At 33.5% G+C, this 25,018-nt stretch carries 13 protein-coding genes; 9 read left to right on the plus strand and 4 right to left on the minus strand.

Annotated elements, in window-relative coordinates:
• Positions 1 to 798: 798 nt before the first annotated feature.
• The 8 genes from J3495_RS02535 (at position 799) to J3495_RS02570 (ending at position 21,356) form a co-directional block, all read left to right on the plus strand.
• A complete protein-coding gene (locus J3495_RS02535) occupies positions 799 to 8,169 on the plus strand; it encodes a hypothetical protein (RefSeq protein WP_210664991.1) in 7,371 nt (2,456 codons plus the stop codon).
• A 13-nt stretch (positions 8,170 to 8,182) separates the two neighbouring features.
• Positions 8,183 to 13,969: a VWA domain-containing protein gene (locus J3495_RS02540; RefSeq protein WP_210664992.1), complete on the plus strand. Its 5,787-nt coding sequence runs from the start codon at positions 8,183 to 8,185 to the stop codon at positions 13,967 to 13,969.
• Between the two features lie 91 nt (positions 13,970 to 14,060).
• Complete coding sequence (locus J3495_RS02545; RefSeq protein WP_210664993.1) at positions 14,061 to 15,707, plus strand: hypothetical protein; 1,647 nt, start codon at positions 14,061 to 14,063, stop codon at positions 15,705 to 15,707.
• 2 nt (positions 15,708 to 15,709) lie between these two features.
• Positions 15,710 to 17,317 (plus strand): BspA family leucine-rich repeat surface protein, encoded by a 1,608-nt coding sequence (locus J3495_RS02550; RefSeq protein ID WP_210664994.1) that lies wholly within the window; start codon positions 15,710 to 15,712, stop codon positions 17,315 to 17,317.
• A gap of 180 nt (positions 17,318 to 17,497) precedes the next feature.
• Entirely contained in the window at positions 17,498 to 17,770 is a 273-nt protein-coding gene (locus J3495_RS02555; protein ID WP_210664995.1) for a hypothetical protein, read from the plus strand.
• A 104-nt stretch (positions 17,771 to 17,874) separates the two neighbouring features.
• Positions 17,875 to 18,672: a DUF5977 domain-containing protein gene (locus tag J3495_RS02560; protein WP_210664996.1), complete on the plus strand. Its 798-nt coding sequence runs from the start codon at positions 17,875 to 17,877 to the stop codon at positions 18,670 to 18,672.
• 10 nt (positions 18,673 to 18,682) lie between these two features.
• Positions 18,683 to 19,549: a DUF5977 domain-containing protein gene (locus J3495_RS02565; RefSeq protein WP_210664997.1), complete on the plus strand. Its 867-nt coding sequence runs from the start codon at positions 18,683 to 18,685 to the stop codon at positions 19,547 to 19,549.
• A 217-nt stretch (positions 19,550 to 19,766) separates the two neighbouring features.
• Positions 19,767 to 21,356 (plus strand): IPT/TIG domain-containing protein, encoded by a 1,590-nt coding sequence (locus J3495_RS02570; protein WP_210664998.1) that lies wholly within the window; start codon positions 19,767 to 19,769, stop codon positions 21,354 to 21,356.
• A gap of 922 nt (positions 21,357 to 22,278) precedes the next feature.
• Here the strand turns inward: J3495_RS02570 and J3495_RS02575 are convergent.
• The 4 genes from J3495_RS02575 to J3495_RS19300 all read right to left on the minus strand — a co-directional run bounded on the left by J3495_RS02575 (position 22,279) and on the right by J3495_RS19300 (position 23,808).
• A complete protein-coding gene (locus J3495_RS02575; protein WP_210664999.1) occupies positions 22,279 to 22,524 on the minus strand; it encodes a hypothetical protein in 246 nt (81 codons plus the stop codon).
• Positions 22,525 to 22,666: 142 nt separating this feature from the next.
• Positions 22,667 to 23,377: a DUF3164 family protein gene (locus J3495_RS02580; RefSeq protein ID WP_210665000.1), complete on the minus strand. Its 711-nt coding sequence runs from the start codon at positions 23,375 to 23,377 to the stop codon at positions 22,667 to 22,669.
• A gap of 24 nt (positions 23,378 to 23,401) precedes the next feature.
• On the minus strand, positions 23,402 to 23,677 hold the full coding sequence (locus J3495_RS02585; protein ID WP_210665001.1) for a hypothetical protein: 276 nt from the start codon (positions 23,675 to 23,677) through the stop codon (positions 23,402 to 23,404).
• Positions 23,674 to 23,808 (minus strand): hypothetical protein, encoded by a 135-nt coding sequence (locus tag J3495_RS19300; RefSeq protein ID WP_255670659.1) that lies wholly within the window; start codon positions 23,806 to 23,808, stop codon positions 23,674 to 23,676. Before J3495_RS19300 ends, J3495_RS02585 begins: the two co-directional genes overlap by 4 nt.
• Before the next feature lie 230 nt (positions 23,809 to 24,038).
• Between J3495_RS19300 and J3495_RS02590 the strand changes: the two genes are divergently transcribed.
• The gene (locus J3495_RS02590) at positions 24,039 to 24,722 is read left to right on the plus strand and encodes a S24 family peptidase (protein WP_210665002.1); all 684 of its coding nucleotides are present in this window, start codon (positions 24,039 to 24,041) and stop codon (positions 24,720 to 24,722) included.
• Positions 24,723 to 25,018 lie beyond the last annotated feature (296 nt).

Here is a 25,018-nt window from a genome sequence, read left to right on the forward strand (position 1 = left end):
GATCATTTTATTCAGATTCTTTTTCTTTCATAATTTTTTTTTTAAGATTAAAATCATACACTATAGACTAACATAGCGCTTGTAAGTATTTACAATATTAACAAGAAAAATGGATTAAAATAGAATTTAAGACTACGGTTTGAGTACGGTATTTAGAAAAAATAGGTTAAAAAGACATGTGTGTCTGTAAGATTTTTGAATAGTGATTTAATAATCGATAACTATTTTTAAATCGCGCTATAAGTTTGAGCAAAAATTAGTTGCTCTAATTCCTTTTTTTTTTGAGGGGCGAATAAGTTAGAAAAAAAACAGAGCTAGGGTACCGCTCATCAAACCAAAATATAAAAACACTAACACAAACGATCATAAAAAGACTGTCATTCTCAAGACAAATAAACCCTGATCTGACAAACCCAAAAAACTTTTTTTAATATAAGAAGAAGCTTCTTCCTACAAGTTCTCCAATCTTAATTATTGGCTAATTCCTAGAGAGCAACTCAATACCTCTTCCGCTTACTTTACAACCTTGTAAAGCAATAGAACATCTCTGTTAAACCACTAAGCAACGGTTTTTTAAACCTCTATTTTAGGCTCACCTTTACACTATCAAAAGGAAAAAACACTATAAAACACATCAAATTCAACAGTTTTTTGAATTGGTATGTAAGCTTAAATAAATTATCTAAAAGTGTACAAACGCAATAAATAGATTCGTCACTTGATTGCTCAGATTGATTGTTACAACTCGTATTAATCTTTTAAAATACAAACAAAATTAAAGTAAAAAAAAACTAGCACATGCCAACTAACCCAATTCCAGCAATTCCAATTCCAGCAGCTACGCCAAGATATTATCCTCGATTATCTGAGGTAATTACCGTAGATGAACTACCTGAGTTTTTGTCATTTGTTCAAAATGGTTTGAATGCCATTTTTGATAAAATACATTACAAAAATTTACAATATTCAAAAGGCTATCGTGGCGACTCGGCCTTTTATAGCCTTGATATTGTAACGAGCAAAAAACTGGCTCTTCCTTTACCGTTTGGTTTAGGTCTTGTACTAAATCCTGATTTGAAAGATAACGATTCGACTATCTCGTCATTTCCTATTACACTCGAATACCAGTGGGAAATACTTGCATTTATTAAAACGTTTAGCTCCAGCAGTTTTTCGTTTTCATTAGAAGATTTTTATGCTGTAGGATTACAAGTCTTCCGCATTAGCGAAGAACAAGTAATTGCCCACATGCTTAACATTTTTGTTGAAGCCGCTGACGGAATTACAAAATACGAACAGCTTTTAAAAGACATTAATGATTTACAAGCAATTACAAATGATCCATCGTATCAAGAATTAGAATTTCCAGTAGGTGTTGAGCAATCTATTACAAGTGTAATTTCACTTATCAATAATAATACTGCTATTACAAAATCAATTCCTTTGCTTTTGTTTGCAGTTTATATTTTAAAATCAGATGTAAGCGACACTAAAAGTAAACTTCAGGAATTCTATAATATCATCGCACCGGATGGTATTGAGGCGCACATAAAAAGAATTATTACGCCAAAGGCTAAAGCTACGCTGGAATTAAGCGCGGGTATAGAATTTCCTCAAACTATTTTAAGACCTGTTAATATAGACGGTTCTGCTTATCAAAATCCTGCTGCAAAATCAACATTTGTATTTGCCAAAGCACAATTGTATGCCGATACAGAAGCCGGAATTGGCTATCAATTAGAATTGGCTGGTACATTGACACCGCCTCATGCCATGATTGGCAATACTGGATTAATTCTTGAATTAGACACTTTAAAAGTCGATTTAAGCAAGAAAACCAATATTCCGGAAGCAGATGCAGATGGTAGGCCAAATGATTTCGTGGGGGTTTATGCACGTGCCATTTCGGTTACTTTACCTTCTAAATGGTTTCATAGCGAAGACGAAGCTGTAGGAGGTACTGCCGCTACCTTAAAAATTGGTGCTTCAGACTTGTTAGTAGGTTCTGGTGGTTTGTCTGGAAATATTTATCTGGAAACAGTCCCTCAAGTTACAGGCGGTGAATTTCATTATTTTGATGACAAATTCGATTTAATTTATCCAGTCACGATGTTCGAAAAAAACGAAGAAAGTGGTGAAGTAGAAGAAAAAGAAATTGCTGATTATGCTGATTTAACTACTTTTTTACAAGAGTTAAACGCCGCTAAATTACCGTATGCTTTTAAATATCCTTTATCGTTAAAAACATTACCTACAATTGTATCTCCAACTATAAACAAATCAACAACTTATACTTTTAATACGGCAAAAGACTACCAAAACTTTTTGTCACAACTTATTGAAAATACATTATGGAAAACCATTGGTTCAGAGAGCACTGGTTTTAAAGTAGGTTTTACTAAATTTGATATTTCTTTTAAACAAAATAAGGTTATTGGCTCTAATATAAAAGGCCAACTGATCATAGAGAAATTAAAAAAACCAGATAATACTCCTTTTAGTGCGCTTATTGAAGGACATTTATACGATGACGGAGACTTTAATCTTACTGCCTCATTTAATAAAAATAATCCTCCGAAAGCTAATTTATTTGGTCTTATAAATTTTGACTTCTTTAGTTTTGAACTTGGAAAAGAAGATAAAGACTATTATGTAGGAACCTCTTGCTTTATTACATTTCCGAATCCCGTCATGAATAATATCATGAAAGGCCAAGGAATCAATGTCGAAAAATTACGTATTTACAGTAACGGAAACATTGAGGTCGAGGGAGGTTCTATTCCAATTCCAATCAATTTTTCATTAGAACTTGGACCAGTTAAAATGTCTGTTTCGAATGTTAATTTTGGTTCTACCCAAATAAACGGACGTAAATATAACTTTTGGGGATTTGATGGCGCCATTAGCATCAATCCGTTAGGGTTAGATGCTCGTGGAGAGGGTGTTAAATATTACTATTCTACTGATGATGGTCCAAAAGATGACTTTTTAAGAATTCAAACCATCGAAGTCGATTTAATTATTCCGGGAACTGCTAGCGAGGCATCTGCAATGGCTATTATTCATGGTATGATTTCTCTTCCTGAGCCAGGAAAATCTCCTGAGTTTACGGGTGAAGTTTCTTTAAAATTACCAAAAGCCAAGATTTCAGGCGGTGTTGGCATGCGTTTTATGCCTAAATATCCGGCATTTTTAATTGATGCTCATATCGAATTGCCTACGCCTATTCCGTTAGGATTTATTTCGATCTCTGCCTTTAGAGGTTTATTGGGATTTAAATATGTAGCGACCAAACAATCTGTGGGCTTAACCACAGACAATTCGTGGTATGAATTTTATAAACATCCCAAGCCCGGAATTAATATTAGAAAATTCAGCGGACCACCAGATTCTTTACAATACAAATCACCATTCTCTATTGGTGCCGGAGCGACATTTGGTACCACAGCAGATGGCGGACATGTTTTATCGTTAAGAGCGATGTTGTTGTTGTCGTTGCCTACGCTATTTTACATCGAAGCAGGATTAAACGTGATTGCAGGCAGATTAGGCCTTATTGAAGATGATCCGAGTAATCCTCCTTTCTTTGCCATGGTTGCTTTTGGAGACGATTCGTTAGAATTGGCTGCCGGAGCCGATTTTAGTATTCCTAAAGATAGTGGACAAATCTTTCAGCTTCATGCTTTATTAGAGTCAGGTTTTTTCTTTAAAAATCAAAAGCCTTGGTATGTAAATCTGGGCTCTAAAAAAGATCCTATTACCGCCAGAATTTTAACTCTTTTTACAGCAAAAGCCTTTATTATGCTTTCTGCTCAGGGAATTGAAGCCGGTGCAAGATTAGATTTTAAACTGGAAAAAAGTTTTGGTCCTGCAAAAGTAAAATTATGGGCTTATCTTGAATTGGGCGGAAAAATTTCATTCAAACGTCCTCAAATGGGAGGTTATATAAGTGCCGGTGGAGGAATTCAAATTAAACTTTGGATAATAAACGTAGAAATAGTCCTTGATACAATATTCTCGGTTGAATCGTTTAAACCGTTTTTAATTTATGCAAAATTAGAGTTAAGTGTTCGTATAAAAATTGCTTTTGTCAGAGTTCGAAAAAATTTCGTTGTAGAACTACAATGGGATATTAACAGAGTTGTTGATCGTACACCTTACAGCCCACTACCCATGGGAACCGATGGAGACGGCCAGGATAACAGAACAACAGAATCTGTTAAGGGAGTTCACATGCTTACAAATCAAGCCTTCGCACTTGATTATTTTAAAACTGTTCCTAATGTTACAGCCATTACAAAAGTAATTCCTCTGGACACCTTTATCGATATTAAAATGGCTAAAGGATTATTGCCTAATGCTTCATTATCACAAAAAATTGGAGGTTATACTGGTGATGCCAAAAATTATACTGATATGATGCCACCTGTTAGTACACAAGCAGGTAGAAAACTACGTCAGGTAAAACATCAATATTCTATTCAATCAATTAATATAAAATCATGGAATAGCACAACAAGTGCCTGGGAAACTTACCATCCGTTTGAGGCTGTCGTAGCATCTGACTCGAGAGATATTGTTAAAAATTTACCATGGGCACAATGGCAAAAAGCAATTGATCAATATGATAGTATTCGTGTTTTAGCCACCAATCCATTTTCATTTTTAAGTGCAGGCGAGCCTGGATGGCACGTACCGGAACAATACGGAATTACGCCATCAAAATTATTCTGTGTGTCTGATGCAATTGAAAAAGAGCACACTGATTTTCTTAATAAAAAAATTGGGCAGCGCTACTATGTACCCACTCAATATGAAGCCGATAAAATAAATGGATTATTCTTTAAACTCATTGGGGATGCTCCTGAAATTATAGAAAAGAATACAACAGAGGGCGGCGATTTTATGAGTATTACAGGAGAAAGTAATCCGTTGGGATACAATCGATCTTTATCTTTTAAAAATTATAATGAATTAGAAATTATTTTTCCTGAAGCTGCTATTGAGCCTACTTTAAACCTCACAACCCAGGCAAAAGAAGTCACAATAAAAGCCTATACCGCTGTTATTAAAGAAGGAGCCAAATTAGTTTCTTATGATCCTATTAAAATAAAAAAAACAGCTAATTCGACACCTTCAGAAACAGTAACATACTCTAAGGCAGAACTGTTAGGTGCTATAACTTTATACGATTCGGAGAATGAAGCAATTTCAAAAACAAAAATTGATAAAATTGTTATAACACCTTTAGCCGCAAATGCCGAGCGTATTAAAGCAATCCGAAATGAAATCGCAACATTATTTAATGATACTTACACAGATGAAAGCGATGAAGTTTCTATTTCTTTTCCGAATGATTTATCAAAATACAATGCATTACTGGCAGAATTAGCCCTTTTGAAGGCCAATGCAGGAAACGAAAACAGCAATCCTACAGCAACACCTGATACGCTTACTTTTACTCACTATTATGGACCTACAGGAAGAAACTCTTATGTATTTAAAAAAGTAATTAAATACAACGACACTTACCTTATTTCCTTCCATCCACAAGCCAATACTACTGCTCTTGTACAGCTTGATGCCAATGGAGCTATTTTGAGAGAGCGTTTATTAAATGGCAAAGTTACTTCGATGCAAGTACTAAACAATGCCTTATTAGTTACTCAGGCTTTAGATGCTAAACAATGTAAAGGAATTGGCGAAGCTATCATTGATGATGATTTTATTGTAGGCTGCCCCGCTCCTGTTGGCAGTACCGCAATTATAGAACTCGATGATGAACTAAATTTAAAATCAGGTAAACACTATTTAAATACCTATTCAATTGGTTTTAATACTTTATTACCTCTGCCGGACAATGAGTTACTTTGGATCAACAACATGGCAAATGAGACTGAAATTAGTTGGATTACTGCAATCGATCGTACTCTTATTCGTCGTGTAAAAGTCAATGGAATAGCAATTAAAGTACTTCAGCACAGTGCCACATCGTTTAGTATAATTACAAAAGATAAAAAAATCATTCGCTTTAGTGTTACTACCACTACCAAAGCAATTGCTGTGAATGAGACACAAATCCTTTCTGATGAAGCTATTGCCGAAATTACAGATGCAATAATTGCAAACGGAAAAATCTTGCTTACTGTTGCATTATCAAACGGAAAATTTGGTTTAGCTCAAATTAATGGTACGAATACTGAAATAGTACAACATGATACCATCTTTGATTCGGCGCTTTATTTATCAAATAATCCTTTAAATGATAATTCTGTTGTTGCTTATAATGCAAAGTATCTCTTTGTTTTTAACACAGCATTAGCTCTTACAAAATTAATTGAGAGAGGGAGTACGGTCGATAATGCATCGATCATCGCTATTCAAAATGAGCCATCTGCGAATGAAATTTTAATGCTTTCTTCTAAACAAAGTGAGAAAGGAGTTTACTTTTCTTTATTTAATGATCAATTTGATAATTGCTCTCTGCATCCAGCGGAAACTGTATCGGTAACAACTTCTACATCGACACTAACAACTGAAAATACTGTTCTAACTGAACTTGCAGTAATTACAACTGCTGATTACGCGAGAAATACTAAAAATTCAAAACTAATAATCGTCAATAATGTTATTTGTTCGGATGGAGGAAATTCTAACAACGATGAAGAATTAAATTATACTACTTATCTTCAAAGAGTCGAGTGGCTGAGTAAAGAGAGTTACTTTCACAATACAACCATACCAGGTTCAGAAGCTGTTGTAGCAGACAATAAGGCTATGGAGGCCGCCATTCAAAACACGGTTCAACCAATTTGGAGAGCTAATACAACGTATTGTTTAGATTTTGTTTTGACTGATACCGTAGATGACAAAAAAACAACAGAATTTAAATACTATTACGGATTTAAAACATTAGGACCAGTCGGGCACTACCCTGTTGCAGATCCGGTTACTACTGCCGGTCAGAAATCTGCACCAAGCAATGAACTGACTGATTTATCAAAATCGCCATTGACATCCTTAAGGCAATATCTAGATTATAACCGCTCTTATCCTAACGCAGATGGAAGTTTATTACAATCTAAACCCTCTTTTTACGGAAATGAGCAATGCAAAGTAGAATTGTTTTTTACAAGCCCTTATGTTTATCACATGTTTAAGGACTGGAGTAGTTATGGCAACGCCAGACCAGAAATAAAAGGTGCCATGAATCTCATCATTAATGATCCTTTAAATGATACTTTGATTCCTTACCCGCTTCCCGTTAAAAAAACCACCTACCCTAAAGCGGAACAAGGAAATGCGAAATGGGAAGATGATAATGATCCGAGAGTTCCAATAGGCATTCAATTATTGAGAAACCTGATTACTGGAAATCCTGCAATGAAATGCCAAATTGAAATTGGAGGAGCTTTACAGCCAAAATCATATAGTTTTAAAGTAACGCTTACCGATTTAAAACCTTCGAAATTATATACCGTTTTAGTAAATAATTATTTTGATGACAATCAAAATTTACTTGAAGAAAAAAGCAAAAATACATTAGTACATCAATTTGGTTTCCAAACGTCACGCTACAAAAATTTCGAAGAGCAAATAAACAGTTATTTTATTACAGAGAAAGATGAATCCGGAACCATAATAAATTCGCGCAAAGCATTATTTGAAATCAAATTGAATTTAGCCCAAGACCAGATTAGAGCTTTGCATGATATCATTGCCGGAAATTCTAATGTATCAAATGATGCACTCGCATTAAAATACCAACATTCATTTGATCGTGCAATAGAAGGGATTTTAAAATTATCTCCACTTGATCCTGCGCGCACCACCGAAGTCAATCGTATTATCGATACTGCTACAGGTGACATTATAGCGCTTTTAATTCGTAATCCGGAACCGTTTAATATTCCTAAAATTCCATTACAAGAAATCAAGGATTCTATTATGGTATTGGATAGTGCTGGTGACAAAAAAGCAGATTATCAAGTATTGCATTCCAAAGATTATTCTCAGGCATTAATAATGAATAATGATAAAAAAATTATAGAGACCGATTTTGACATTCAGTTTGACTATAGAATGTGGAATAATAACGCTAGTACTCCGTTGACCGTTTCGGTTGATAAACAAATATTAACCAAAGTATTAGAAAATATAAATCTTTAAAAACAAGAAAAAAATGAGTTCTATAAATTCACAAGAAAGTCAACTCTCTGGTTGCGAAACGTATATAGCAATAGTTGTTGATGAATCGGGTTCTATTAATGCAACCGAAGCACAGCAAATAAGAAGCGGGCTTACTTCATTTATCAATTCACAAGCTCAGAGTAACATAACGCTTTCATTGATCGGAATGTCTGATAATGATAGTACTTTGCGAACTGACAATATTATTCAAAAAAGAATCTCAAGTAATACTTCTGAATTTTTAACCTGGGCCAATTCATTTGGTTCAGGAAGGGTCAATAAGCAATCTGATTATTGGGCATCCGGCCTGAAAGCAGCCAGCGAATTATCTGTCACTCCAGATATTATTGTAGTTGTTACAGATGGTATGCAGGTCAATAATTCTGATGTACTAAAAAGTTTGTATCGTGATCTAAATCTAAGATCACAGATTTTTGTGTATGGTGTGACAAGCAATGCAAATAATATTAGCGAATTGGTAACTCCGCTTACTACTTTTTTAGAAAAACCGCCAATCTTAAAAAACAGCGGTATTTCTATTCTAAATTCAGATTACATAAGAGTTGCTGACTTTAGTACTTTAGGTAACGAACTAAACCAACTTAATACAGATTTATCTCGCACTCAGGTAGGTTGCGTTGCTAATGTTAGCATTATTCAGAACAAATTAGTATATCCTGTTTTAAGGAAAGGTCTGCCTGTGCACAAAGAAGCCGGAACTTTGGTTCTTAAAAACAAAAGTCGTGTTGCGCTCACGTTGCCTGCAGGAACAAGAATTCATAATGCCAGCAGTTTAGACGGATTAGTTTTTAAAATAGAAAGCACCATTACCATTCCTGGATCATCTACTCAGGAAGTTGCAATCAGAATAGATGGTACACCCCTACTTACCGGAAATTTTTCGGCCCCCGTTGTTCTAAACAAGGTTGGTAATCCACTCGGAATAAGCATTAATTTTAATGTAACAAAAGAGTTATACATTGTTGGCACTTCTTCTGGCACAACGGCATTGCAATCTACCCATTTACAAATTGCAGCTGTTGGTTCAAAAGGAGTTGATAGCACAAAAGGTATTCACCTTCGTTGGATGCTGGCAGGACAATTAGGAGAAAAACACCTTCCGAAAGGCGATTTATTTACTGGTCCAAGGTTTAATTTTAATAAAACTGATGACTTTGTAAAAATATACAGAGCTCCCTATACTAAGGTTACTTATAGTTTAAATTTTAAACAGACCCCCAACTTAGTAGATAATAGTAATGCGTTATGGATTTATAAAACAACAAATCCTGAAAGATCTGTTTATGTTTATTTTAAAAACAAAGCAAAGTATTTGTCTGTAAAAGCAACTATTAATCCAAGAGCAAATCCATCTTCTTTTATTGAGGCTTACGGAAATAATCTTATCGAAATTGAGAATAAAAATGAATTGTTTTTTGCAGCAGAATTAAATTTTAATTCAGTAAATAATTCCAGCGCTCTTCGATTAGAAACTTTGTCTGTAGCCGAAAATACGATTTTGGCATCCAAAAGGGTAACCAATCGTAAAACTTATTCTTCATCTGAGGTAAATTTAGTTCGCGTAGTGGCTGAAAACGGAAGAAGCATTCGATTTAAAGCAAATAATTGTCTTTTAAATACAATTCATTTTGAATTTTATTCCGATTTTATTCAGCACGCAAATACTAATGGAAATTGGGACTTAAAAGGAAAATATGCTTTGAGCGATAAAGATTCAAAAGTATTTGAACAATTAGAGCCCAAACTAAATTCCGTTAACGGAAAATGGCTAAAATACAATGATGGTGAATACGTAAATATTACCAATTACAAAAACAGATGGAACAAAACGACCACTGGTGACAGCCGAAATATCAAACAAGTAGTTGCAAGATATCTGGAGTTAAGTAATGTGCCCAATAATCCTACTGGGGTAGAAACCATCACTTTTGGAGAAGATATTCCGGTAAACGAACCTTTGGAAGGAGAAACGCAGCAATACGCTAAAAATCTAACCGAAATATCTAATCTGGACATGCTAAACATTGCTGCAAATGACTATCATATTGCACGTATGTTGGGCTTGGGATGCATTGATATCGATGATGCCGTTTATTCAGGAGAATTTATTTACCTTACAGAATACACCACATTTGGCAACTTAGAAGGTGGAACATCAGAGAAAGAAGTTTTACATCTTTCTATGAGTATTCCAACTTCTGTAAACACAGAGCGATTGCCTCTTCCTGTACAATTGAGCAAGATTGTTCCAGGTTTAAATATTGGTTCAGACGAAAGCCAGCCTGCAAAAATTACAGATCCAGACGGATACAGTTTTGATGGAAAAAAAAGATACGTAAGCTTATTTATGGATGATGTCATGGATTATGATATCAATACTGAATTTTTTAAATCTTCGTTAGAGTTTGATGGCAGCTCTTTTACATTTCCTATTTATTTGGGTGTTGATTACAAAATTAAAGATGTCCATTCAACTTGGGTTAAACCAGAACTGGCGTTTGATTCAGAATATAAAAACATCAATAAAAACCTCATTGAATCTTATTATGAGCCTGCTCCCATTATTATTCCGGAGTCGGGAAAATCTATTTTAAATGTTCGTCAGGAAGAAGTAGGCCAAAAAACATATATCTATCAAGGGTATGGTATTAATATTTTTTCGAGAGCATCAGCTGGTCGATCGATAAACATTAATTCTAACATACAGCCGGCAAATAATTTAATGCCTCCAACCGGCATTAATACACTTTTGATCACTGAGGAAACCCCTCTAATGTTTACATCGCAATCTGAGCAATTACGTTATAATGCAATTCCTGCAGCAACAGATAAAACACTGATTAGAATTTTATTCGAATATTATACTATTCAAGAATTATTGAGCTACAGTATTCCTGATGGAATGACAAATGAAGATGCTGTAAAACCGAACACTATTTATCCCGACAATGAAGAAATATTTGCTGATAATTTTAAACTGTATTACAAAGATGGCCTTCCTCAAATAGAATATGCCTCGATTTATAGTATCGAAAATAGCACAACGGATCATCTTACCTCGATTATAAAAATTACAGAATATAAAGTACTGAGTACGGGAGAAGAAATCAAAGTAACGCTGAATGATGCCAATAAAGGGAAATTTATAGGAGGTATTTTAACCATCGGAGATCAAAATTATGTTATAAAAGAGATCGATGTAATTCTTAAAGCAAAGCAAAATACGGGAGATCCGGATGTATTTGACTATGCTTTGGTTGAAGTGCTTAAAAAAGAAGTTAGTGAAAGTATTCTTTCAGATGGCGATGCTACATTGGATTCTGAACAAATAAAAGCCATCAAAAAGTCTGAAAACGGTCTGTGCACTTTGGTAGAAAACATGTTAACTCCTTCTAATTGGCATCAGCCCGGACCACTTAATTTTAGAGTGCAATATCCCCCAGCTTTAAAAGCGGTTCATAGAGAAATTATTCAGCCTGACGCCGAAGATCCTACCAATTTACAAGTAGAAAAATCAAGAGGAATCTGGAATGATGCGGTAATTGAAAGAGTTCTGGAAGAAAGCTATAAAATGGATGCAAAAGGAAACTTCGAATTGGATGCAGACAAAAATCCAATTCTATTGCCAACCAAAAAACATCTCGGATTGTACAGAATAATTTTCTCTAATTATAATTTACCTCAGCATCCGCAATTTAAAGCATCTGGCGAAAACTCGGTAGAATGGTTTAATGGTACAATTAGGTTGTTTACAAAAAGTGCTGTAAAAGACGGAAATACAATTCCTGTAAAATCCCGAAAAGAGTTTAAAGTTGTTCGAACAGAAAACATCGGACAGACGGGAGATTTGGTTGTGTATATCAACGATACCAATTTCAAATTAGGCGATTTTATCAATCAAACTATGCATCCGGATCATGACGAAATTATTGGCGCAAAAGATGAGGGAAGTTTTACGGCGGGTTATGTATCGCAAAAAGTAAATTATTATCCAAGTTATAAAGTGTACCTCTATGCCGATGCCGGAAGCGGAATTACAGCTTCGAATATTCAACCGAGAGAGGGAGAAAGTACACATTACTCCATTTTTGGAATTAGTACGCATTCTGATGCACTTAATTACGATTCGAAAATTAGTGTCCCAAGTCCTATGTATGCCGTAAAAATTGTAGAGCCACAAAGACCTGAGGAAGTAGAAGGAAGTTTATATGCAACCCGACCTGATTTTTATAATCGTTCGACTTACACATTTACAACCAGATACAATCACAAACCTTATGGAGCATTGCATTACAGGGCCAATGATGAAGACTTATTAAGTGTTTTGTACAAAAGAGATACCATCAATGTAATTCGGGAAGAACTGAAAAAACTTGGCGGGAATGATGAAGCATACTTTAGTAATAGATGGAAAAACTTTTTAGATTTTGATTTACTGGAAACAAAAGTCAACTACGAAACATATCCTCCTGAAAATGAATCTGAATTAGGATATCACTTTCCTGTGCCAGACAATTTGGAATTAATAGCCGCGATAAATGATTTTATTAAATGGCACAATGAATCACAAGGCAAAAATGTTGTAGAAATTACTTCATTAACCGCACTTAATCAAGTTATAATTACCAGATCTCAAGGAGTTCAGCAAGATTTGCTGGCCGTTCACTTTATTGAGCAAGCTATTCACGCAGCTTTTGTACCTCTTACAGAAGTACCTGTTATTTACGAATATATTAAGGGTAATGATTACATCCCAAGCAATAAAAAGCAAACTATTAAAGATAAAAGCGGTCATATTCTAAAGTCAACTGATGCTGATTTTGATATTGCACCTATGATGAAAATCACTAATGATAGTGAAAACCGAACTCAGTTTACCGATTTTAATTTGGATGGAAACTCACAAAACATCTATTTCTATGGTGTTTGTGAAATGGATATTAAAATGAATTTTAGTGAGTTTAGCAAGTTGTTGGGACCCGTAAAATTGGTAGCTTCAACTCCGCCTCAGACACCAGAAATCAAGCGAATTATGCCAATTCTGGAAAATAAAGTTTTAGGAATCAAGCCTGCCATTCAGATTGAGTTAAATACATACCAGCCAGAATACAAGATTAAAAAAATCAATATTTATCGTGCTACTTCTATGCTGGATGCGCAATCGATAAGAACGATGACTCCCGTGAAAGAAATTGTAATTAACGAAGATACTTTATCAACTGATTTTAATGATGTATGGACTGTTTATGATGAATTTGATGATCTAGAATTTGTTCCTTTTGGAGATGGTCTTTTTTATAGAATTACCGTATCTAAAGAAATTGAATACGCTGATCCCGGTTCAACTGAAATTAATCCGATCATCACTATTGATTACGCACCATCACAACCATCAAAAATTACTGCTACAGTGATTGTTGATAATGTTTCGCCTGTATCTCCAATAGTAGAAGCTACAGGAACTGTAACCGGAATAAATGAATCTTTATTGAAACCAGTAGTTTTTAGATGGCAAAAGACCGTACATAATGGTAAATACCATTTGTATAAGATGAAAAACCAAGGAAACTGGGAAAAAATTCATAAAATGTTTTCAAATGAAAATAACGTAATACTTCCTTTAGAAAATATTGCATCCTACACGGATGAGCTGGTAATCAAGACTAACGATGAGCAAAGAATTTACCATCATTTTAAAGTTCTCTCCGAAAACTCTTCGGGAATGTTCAGCAGTGAAGAAAAAATCTTAACCCTTTAAACCTTATTGAATCCCAGTAAATAATTTTATTGGGATTCAAAAAATGGCGATCAAACAAATATTTACAGCAAGAAAATAAAATTAAAACAACATGGCAACAAGTAGAATTAACATTGGTAGTAAATTCCAAAACGGAGACATTCCATCACAAAGTGACTTTGTAGAAATTTTTGATAGTTTTGTTCATAAGGACGAGGACAAAGCTGATTTTGAAATGGTTGAAACAGGTACCGATGATCAACATTATGTCACTCCAGCGCTTTTACGTACAGGTTTGCAAAATATTGGTATCATTACAGGCAATTGTTATATGCCTTTTAAGGAACCTTTTGATAATTTTAGTGGTACTACCTTATCATTAGAAAAATTACCTATCCAGCATAGCATTAAAGTATATAAAAACGGTCAGCTCTTAAAAGAAGGAGAAGATTATACCGTAGACTACAATACAGCAGTAATCACTTTTTCAGGAACTGTGGGTGATCGCAACATCGAAGTAGATTATTGGTTTAAAAATTTAGGACCAATTCCGGGCGGCGATACCTCAGAACCAATTGATTTTACTAGTTTTTTACATACGGCGGGAAATGAAACTAAAAATGGACTTTTGACTTTTAACAACACCACACCTACCTCAACAAGTGGTCTTGTTTTAACAAATAGTGGTGCTGGCGTTGATGCAACTGCTCTTGATATTACTGTTACCGGAACAGGAAGCGGAATTTTACTGCAAAATTCATCCACAGGAACTGGTGTCAAAGTATTAAATACCGGAGCAGGAAGCGGAGTTTATTTAAATTCGGCTGCCACAGCAACAGGAGATATTTTACAAGTAGCAAAAGACAATGTTGTCAAAGTTAAAATTGAAGATGATGGTGTTATAACAGCACCTAAATATGTAACTTCAGGAGCAACAGCTACACAATTTGTTAAGGGAGATGGTTCGCTTGACGGAAATACTTACTCCTTAGATACCGATGTCATTCACACCACAGGAAACGAATCAAAAGACGGAGCTTTAAGTTTAACTCATGATGCCTCTGCACAAGATGTTTTAACGATTACTAAAAACAATAGTGCCAATTGTTTGAAGCTTGTACAAAACTCCAGCTCTAACGCCACAACTTCTACTTTTGACACTACTACTGCTAATAATAACAGAAAAGCAATCAGTATTCGAAAATTAGAACAAGAAAATGCATTTATTACCCATGAAGGAAATGTAACTGCCACCTCTTTTACAACATTTACAGCAAAAGCCGATATTACTGATGGATTATTAACTTTAGCTGGTTCTGATTCTCCAGCGGCAACTGCAGGACACGCAAAATTATACGCCAAAACAAACGGTACAACTGACATGTATGTAATGGGTAGTGATGGTGTTGAGAAGAAGATTGGGGTATCATTTAGTTCATCAGTAGAACCTTCACAAATTACTATTACTACAGCTGTAAGTATTACAACTGATACGCTTGATGCAAATAGTAAAAAACAAATTAGCAAAAACGTAATCATTAATAATGGAGTAAGTGCAATAAACATAACAGTAAATGGTGGAACTGATTTTTGTGCTTCTTATTTAAAACATGGTTCGGGTGCAATAACTTTTGTACAAGCATCCGGTAGAACTTTAATACAAGTGAATGCAACCGCTATATTAAACGGAGCAGTTGGAAGCACAGCAACAATTTCGAGTATTGGTACTACAGATTATTTAAGAATTTCAAACATATAATTATGAATACATTATTATTTTATGAATATGGACTAAGCAACGCTACTACTTCTCTACCATTTATTTCTACGTGGAAGACCGATAATATATCAACTGGATCTAGCACTGCTTCACAAATAAAACTGCCTTTACATTCCAACGGCACATATGCTTTTAACATAGATTGGGGAGATGGTTCATCAAATTATATAACATCATACAATCAAGTTGAAACTACGCATACATATACTTCCCCAGGCACTTACACTATTAAGATTATAGGAGTTTGTAATGGATGGTCATTCTATAATTCATATGACAAACAAAAAATTATAAACATTACTCAATGGGGCGGTGTAAAGGTTATCGGATTTGGCTTTTTCTATGGTTGTAGTAATCTTGATCTATCAAACGTAACAGACTTACTTGATTTAACAGCAACTACAGATTTAACATATGCATTTGCAGGGTGTTCAAAACTGACTGCAATTAACAATATTTCTTTTTGGGATACTTCCTCAGTAACTAATATGTTTGGATTATTTAATATGTGTCCATTATTCAATCAAGATATTTCCTGGAATACTATTAATGTCACTAACATGGAAAACATGTTTTATAATTGCTTTAAGTTTAATGGTTTATTAACTTTTAACACCAGTAATGTGCTATCGATGAAATATATGTTTTTTCAATGTTCATCTTTTAACAAACCAATGAATTTTGATACTGGAAATGTTACAAATATGAATAGTATGATGGCTGTTTGTTCGTCTTATAATCAAACAATTAATTTTGATACCAAGAATGTAACTGATATGGGGGGGATGTTTTATTTTAACAGCTTCTCTAATTACAGTCCAATACTTAATTTTACTGACACTAGTAAGGTTACTACCATGAATAATATGTTTGCTAATCATACAAAATTTAATTCTGATATTAGTCAATGGGATACTAGTTCAGTTACGAATTTCTCAAATATGTTTAATAATGCAAGGGAATTTAATCAAAACATTGGTGGTTGGAATACGTCTAGTGCTACTAATATGAGTGGCATGTTTCGGTATGTCTATAAATTCAATCAAGATCTTAGCGGATGGAATACTAGTTCAGTTACTTCTATGTCTAGTATGTTTTTTAGTGCGTCTGTGTTTAATACCTCATTAAATAATTGGAACACAAGTAATGTTACAGATATGTCTGACATGTTTTGTGGGGCAGTTACATTTAATCAACCCCTTAGTAACTGGAATACTAGTAAAGTAACTTTAATGGGCAACATGTTTAATTCTGCTTATGCGTTCAATCAAGATATTTCAACATTTGACACATCAAATGTTACAACAATGAATTCAATGTTCCAATCTGCTACCGCTTTTAATCAAAATATTGGCAACTGGAATGTTAGTAAAGTAACAAATTTTAATAGTTTTATGAATAGTAAAACCCCTGTAAATTATTCAGCATCTAATTTAGATGCCATTTATAATGGCTGGAGTTCAAGACCGGTGAAAACGCCAATTAATATATCATTTAATACAGTAAAGTACACTTCAAACAGTGCTGAAGGTAGGGCAATATTAACTAATACACCGAACAATTGGCTGATTAGTGATGGAGGCAAGTAATTCCTAATAACAAATTTACATCAGTTATTTCGATTAATTCATTTACCATGTATTGACTTAATATGCCCTAAAAACATATAAAAGTATTGGGTTTAGTGCTTATATAAAAATATGTTAAAAAGACCTAAATAGCAATCGAAAAACAAAAATAAATTCAAAAATACATAAAAACAATAAAAAATGCAAAATACAACAATCAATAAAGAAGCATCGAAAAAAATCAGTTTAGAACAATTAAAAAACTTACAAGATTTTAATGCTTTTATGGATAAAGCCAGAGTATCATTAGGAGAATTATCAATTCAATATGAATTTCAGAAAGCTGATATTTTAAGCCAGATTGCAGTTCAGCAACAAAACTTCAATGAACTGGAAAAAGTAATCAAAGAAGAGCACGGTAATATTCGTGTCAACATTGAAACAGGCGAAATTGTAAAACAAGAAAAGCAATAAACTGAAAAAATAAAATAGTTGTCAAGTAACACAGATATCAGCTTATTTAATTGAAAAAATCAGAATGTCAGTTAAGGCAAATCACAATCAATTACAAACAAAGTATGGAATATTACAATATAGCCAAGTCATTGACTGCGGCAAAAAATGATTGCGCTGCCGGAGTCATTGGAACTTCCGTCACACTTACTGCCAATGCAAATCAATTTGTATCGACCATAAGTGTCGAAGACGCAAATGCAAAAGCAGATGCATGGTTAGCAGCAAATGTTCAGGCATACGCAAATAACTCTGGTTCCTGTAGAGTTACTGCCTGGAGAGGAGTTAATCCTTCTTGCGTGGTTGAACCAACAGTAACATTATCACCTTTTAACTATATGGTTATTAGGTATAAATGGGCATTAGGAGCCGGACAAGATTTTGACACTTACACCGGAATCGTAAATTCGGGAACATCTCTGGACAATAAATGGATGGGTTGGGGCCACGGATTTAATAATGAGATACCAGTAAATGCTCTTGCAGCCGATTCTTACATCATGTGGGGAGGCGATAATACACAGGCAAATGGTGTAGAAAGCTGTCTGGTAAATTTTAGTAAAATAACAACAGACTACCCTACTCTTAATACCATACAGGTAAGAATGGCCGGATCTTGGTATAGAACTTTAGGAACCGGAAATATAGATGTCGAGATAGTAACGTACCTAGGTGGTACAATGGTTAAATCAGGATATGATATGATAAACGTTGGTGGAACTCAAGTAGATTTAAAGAATTTTTCTAAAAAAGTATCCATTCAAGGTACAAATTTGGCTAAAAACATTGAGTCTGTTACTAATCTTGGCTACATCACCTACATCAAAGATTCTGCTACAGGTCAAGTAGTAATTAAATATTAAAAAAATAAACATGGGAAATACAGGATATAAATCATTCGCTAATCTGGAGTTATACTATGTCGATGACGGTAGTTCTGCCGGACAACCAACAAAACCTAATGTAGTTACAGATCCTGATTATATTGCACCAGTTTTAGATACTGTTACTTGTGCTCCAAGTACAAGATACTACAGCGTAGAAAAAAAATTAAGTGCAAAAAAAAATAACTGCGAAAGCGGATATAGCGGAAGTACCGTTATACTTACCTCCTATCCAAATCAGTTTTTTTCTACTACCAGTTTAGCAGATGCAAATGCACAAGCTGATGCCTGGCTGGCTGCAAATGTGCAAACTTACGCAAATAATGCAGGAACATGCGAACTTACTTACACACCTCCTTCTGGTGGAGGCGGTGGTGGTGGTTGCTTTGTTGAAGGTACCTTAATCACGTTGCCGGATGGCTCCACAAAAGCAATCGAAGAATTACAGCTAGATCAACTCTTGCTTTCTGCAGAAATTGAAACATTGATTGATACCAATAATGCCAGCGAATTATATAAATGGTCTTCTAAACATTTATCAGAAAGCAGAATTACATCACCAATCACTAAATTGACACAGAAAGTTGCAGATAAAACAATGGTAATTAATGATGGTTTATTCGAAGCTACGCCAACTCACCTGCAATTAATTCAGCGTGATGGTCTTTGGAGATTTATTGCTCTGGGAGATATTCTGGTAGGAGATAATTTATACACTATTGAAAGTGAAATTATACCCGTTACATCTGTTACAATTAATTTAGAAAAAAGAAAAATTTATCCTTTGACATTAAATCCGTTTCACACCTATTTTGCAAATGGAATTTTAACTCATAATTATAAAGAAGCGTATTAAAACTCTGATTTTACTAAAGTAAAATAATTTATCCGCTTAAAATCTTCAAGATTAAACCCAAACTCTGCATTAGAAATTTTTAAAACAGAAACTAAAAATAATTACGCTATTATAATTGAATCTCTTTTTCTCAATAGTTTTAATGTAATGCAGAATTTGGGTTTTTAAGATTAGTTTTTAAACTAAAAAAATAATTATTTAATTAAAAAAATATAAAATGAGCATCAATCACAATAGAATAAAAGTGTCTGATTTAGAAAAAAATCAGCCGAACAAAATCCTAACCACTAACAATGATGGAGAGTTAGAATTTAGCAACATCAGCGACATTCAGGTCGATAGTTACAATGCATTAGATTACACTCAAGAAGGTAAAGCATTGGATGCCAGACAAGGCAAAATTTTGAAAGATTTAATTAATAATATCAATGCCTTACTTGCTTCTGATAATGTCAATTTAAATACCGTTCAAAAACTAGTTGATGCAATTGAAACGGTACAGACCTCACTTACTACTATGTTGGTAAATGATCTCACAACCGGAGGAACTACAAAGGCATTAACAGCCGAAATGGGGAAAACATTGCAAACTAATAAAGTAGATAAAGTTGCAGGCGAGCGATTAATAAATGCTACCGAAATTGCCAAACTTTCAGGATCAATAAATGTAACTACAACCACAAAAACAATACTCTCAACAGCTTTGACTACTCAAAACGTAGCGGGATTTGTAACCTATATCAATACATTAAATCCTGTTTTGATTGTTGGGTCAAATGAAATCGTAAAATATACTACTTCAGATACTGGAAGAGTTTTTCAACTCAATTTAAGAGGTCGAAGCTTTGGTGTGGGTCAATCGGCAATTACAGCGACAGACGTTAACGAAATTACAGATTTCCTCAATAAGGATATTAGGCTTTCAAACTATCCATCAACACGTAATGACGGACCATCAACTACCAACAAGGTACTTGCTCCTGACCTAAATGGTAATTTGAAGCTTTATACTATCGCTACCTTTCCAGCGCCTTTTTTAAGTGAATCAACACCTGATACTATACTCCCATCAACTACAACTAATTTCACTCTTAAAGGTGCCTTTTTTACGCCAACAATGACTGTCTCAATTGCTGGCCAAACAGTAAACTATATAACTTTCGTTAGTGATAATTTGATCAAAGTAAATATAACAACTAGTGCTACTGAGGGTAGTTATACAATGACCTTAAATAATGGTTCATCGGCTACCTATCCAAATGCATTGTTGATTGTTTTAGGAAGAGTCTATCAGCCAACAGAAAGTGAATGGACTGGATTAGTCGCTAGTCCAAATGTATCCGAAATAGGTAGCATGAAATCAACTGCTGTTAGTGTTTTACAAAGTGGTATATGGAAAACTATACCACCCAATATAGATTTTCGTATTCAACTTTCAGGGGAAGATAGTCCCTTATTTAATTCAAATCATGATAGTCAAGATTTTGGAGGTAATTTAAGGTTATTAAAAGCATCTGACAATAGTTATCTATGGATCATTGCAATAAGAAAAGCAGCAGGGACAGGAAATCAGATAAGAGTTAAGAATTATCTAGGTGGTGATAATGGAGATAATAACGGGGCTGCCCAAGGTTTAGCAAACGGAAAAATAATTACATTAGAGAGAAAATCAGGCTTTTGGAAGCTTTATGTTAATTTCGTGTTGACATATAGTTTTACAGAGACAATAAATGAAGAAATGTATATTCAATGTTTAGTAAAGAATCAAGAACTGAAAAACATAAAATATATTGAACTAAATACTTAAAGGTAATGTCTCACTAAAAGTATAAGTTAAAAATAATGGGGGTATTAAACCACAATTTATTTCATTTTACTAATAATGAAAACCATAGCAAACCTTTTTTTCTAAAATTAATTTTAAAACCTTTATCTTCTTAATAAAGAAAAGTGATCTAAAATATTTCAAAAATCAAATTATTTTAATAAAAATAAATTTCAATAGGAAATACTTATAGCTATCTTAAAGTGAATTCGAGTATAACAATATTTTTCTTTACATGCTTTTGTTAACTTCGACAGACAATTATATGGGCCGCTTGAGAGATTGCCTATTCTGAGAAAAAAAAGTCATAGCGTCATTAAGCACATTGAAAGTTCACCGTTTTTATTTACATAAAAATGAAATAGAATGCTAAATTTCATAAAAAAAGAAATAAAAAATCATCAAATAAATTCTCTTATCTACTTATATGTAGCGCAAAGCCAGCATTGGAAGACAAAAAGTCATCTAACGCTGGCTTTCCTACTTTGTAAATCAGCTGTAGAATAGATTCCTTACATGTTTTTGAAAGCACTAAATATTTTCAATTATATAGACAAAGTAAATATTCTCGAGCTTTGTGAGCAGAGAGTCAGAAAATTAACTATTAGTGATGCTTTTTACGGTACTTAAGTGAAAGAACTAAATACCAAAATAACTTATAAACCAATTATTAGCATATTGGATTTATAAATAACGAAAAAGAAGAAGCTGTATCAATTTTGAAACAGCTTCTTCTTTTTTTAGATTTAACAAAATAAACATATTAATATTCACAGATAATCTGAAAAAAATAATATAAGTAATACATTTTTTTAGTTCCTGTTCAATACTTAATTTTTAAATATACAATCTAAATATTAGGTAAAAAAATACAAATCTGACTTCATATTCTTTTATGAGTTCACTAACAAGATTTTTTCTGATTGCTAATGAGCTCCTCGATTTTTTTTAGTTCTGAAGTTACTGGCGTACAAAGAATTTCGTATAAAGTAGTGCGTGAAATGGGATACACCGGATAAACATATTTACGCCATACTACCGTTGTAGGGATATCATCTATTTTGTGTTTTTGATATAATTCTTTAATAAGTTTGTAGCGCAGTAATTTGTTTTTTTGAATTCCGAGACTTCTGTTTGAGGATATTGGCATGAGGATTAGGTATTTGAGTGATAGAGAATGAAAAAGATAAGCGAAGAACGAAGCTTTATAATGAAGTTTTTTTAAAGATTAATAATATTGATTTAATGAAAATAACAAAGTAGCTAAATTCAAAATAATCCGAAGATTTCGGTTAGGCTGCATTTGTATGTTGGTTTTGCTGACTAAAAAAATTAAAAGCATAACCATGCAAAAAATCAACTGATGACATAGACAGAGGAATATTTGTACGAGTGCCGTTTTCATTGATTAAACTTGCCTCGATAAACCAACTTGAACGTACTGGTTTGAAGGATGACGCAATTATTTCTACACCGTCTGTAAATTCCTCATTATTAAATTCTTTTGTTAATTTCTGCAATTCTAAAACCCTCGAACCTTTTAAATTTCCTTTTGCATCCTTTTTAAGAAGATTGAAAACAATTTTAACGAGTGAAGCCGTTTCTTTACTTGTAGAAAGAGACGAAATATAATTCTGCACTTTTTCAATTCCAATCGTTACGGTATCGTCCCAACCTTCATTAATGCGATACCCAATTGTAATTTCTTCCTTTTCATTAGAGAAAGTATGCGACATCTGTTTTTCCTTAAAACCATAAACTTGGTTTTTTAAGTCTAAAATAGTTTCAAAAAGCTGGAATGTTTCTGTTTTTACGTTACTGATCATTTCTGATGTCTTCTGTAATTTCAAAAGTGCTTTTGGAATCGTTTCTGCTACCAGTTTTTTGTAAGTTTCTCGTTCCTCATTTTTTTTATTTTCTATTCTTATCAAAGCTTCTTTTAGTTGCTGAGAAGAAAATTGAGACAAATCAATTGTTTTTGCTTGAGAATTTAAAGTGTTCATAGGTTTTTTGGGTTTAATTTTGTGTTAGACGATGTCAATTAATTCTTTAAATGGATCTTCATAATAAGGTCTAAAACCATGAAGATAAGCCAATTTCGAGATATTTTTTATTTTGTTTTCTATGGCGGGAGATACGGGACGCGGGAGAGCGGATTCATTTTCCATAATGTGCATCCATTGAAAACGTTCTTGATTAATACAAATTCTTTCTCCAGCTGTAAATGTTTTTGTTTTTTCAGAACAGAACTGTAGAGCCATATATAACAGGGCAATACGTTCTTCGATTTGTTTTTTACTCATGATTTTTTTTGTAAAGTGGTTCGTAATTTTTTTATGTCCGATTCTATTAAATTTCTTTCTGCACTATTTGGATTTTCAATTAGCCAGTTTTCAAGTTCTTGGATTTTCTCTTCAATTTGATCTGCTTTCATTTTATATAGTTAAGAGTTATTTTGTTACTATCTTACACTGTAGTGATTCTTAAAATCTCTTTCAGTTAGCAATAATTTCATAATAAATTGTGTTTTTATTTTAATGCCTTCAATTACAGTTATTTTTTTGCTTAAATATTTTCTTTTGTTTTTTTTATTTCTTTACTTTGCAAATATAATGTAAAATAATACATTAAAAAAATATTTAACGTAAAAAAATACATCTTTTTATGGGATCAACTGAAAGAACAAAACAATACCTTGACTACAAAGGAATTACTAAATATAAATTTTGCAACGACCTAGGCTTTTCTAATAAATTTCTAGACAACAGCAGTAACATGGGAACAGATAAAGCGTGTAAAATTTTACATCATTTTCCCGAGTTGAATTCAGAATGGTTGCTTACAGGAAATGGCCCAATGTTAAAAGAGAACACCACAGATATTGTAGTAATGAATACCAACAGAAAGACTATCGACTCTATACATTTAAATCAAGAAATTCCGCTTTATGATCTTGAAGCTGTTGCGGGTTTGAAAGAGTTATTTAAGAGCGGAAAACCGCAAAGAGTACTAGATACTATAAAGATTCCGAACCTTCCAAAATGTGACGGGGCTATTTCTGTAACAGGAGACAGTATGTATCCCTTACTGAAATCCGGAGACATTATTTTATATAAAGAAACTGAATTTGAAAATATCTTTTTTGGAGAAATGTATCTCTTAAGTGTAAAACTAAATGATTGGGAAGAATATATTACGGTCAAATATGTTCAGAAATCAGACCAGGGACAGGAATTTGTGAGACTCGTAAGCCAGAATTCGCATCATCAACCTAAAGACATTCACATTTCACAGATTTCTGCACTAGCACTTATAAAAGCGAGTATTCGTATCAACACTATGATGTAAACCTTATTAATAAATAGGTTTTTATCAAGAAAGTACTCTATAAAGTTTTATTGAGGTAACCGATTTCTAACTCAAACTTCGTTTTTTGTACACAAATAGTATAAACAGCAAAACATAATTGATTTTCCTCGAATTTGTTTTATTGAAATAGAAAAGCCCGATACAGTGGACTGCCCCCAAAAAGTTAGACACTATTTGGGGGCATTTTTATGGAAAAAAGAGGAAAATATGATTATGAGTTTAAGCTTGGCTGTATAAATAAAGTTTTAAAAAACAACATTTCAGTTTATTCAGTT

The organism is Flavobacterium geliluteum (genome assembly GCF_017948595.1).
In the GTDB taxonomy this organism is placed as follows: Bacteria; Bacteroidota; Bacteroidia; order Flavobacteriales; family Flavobacteriaceae; genus Flavobacterium; species Flavobacterium flavipigmentatum.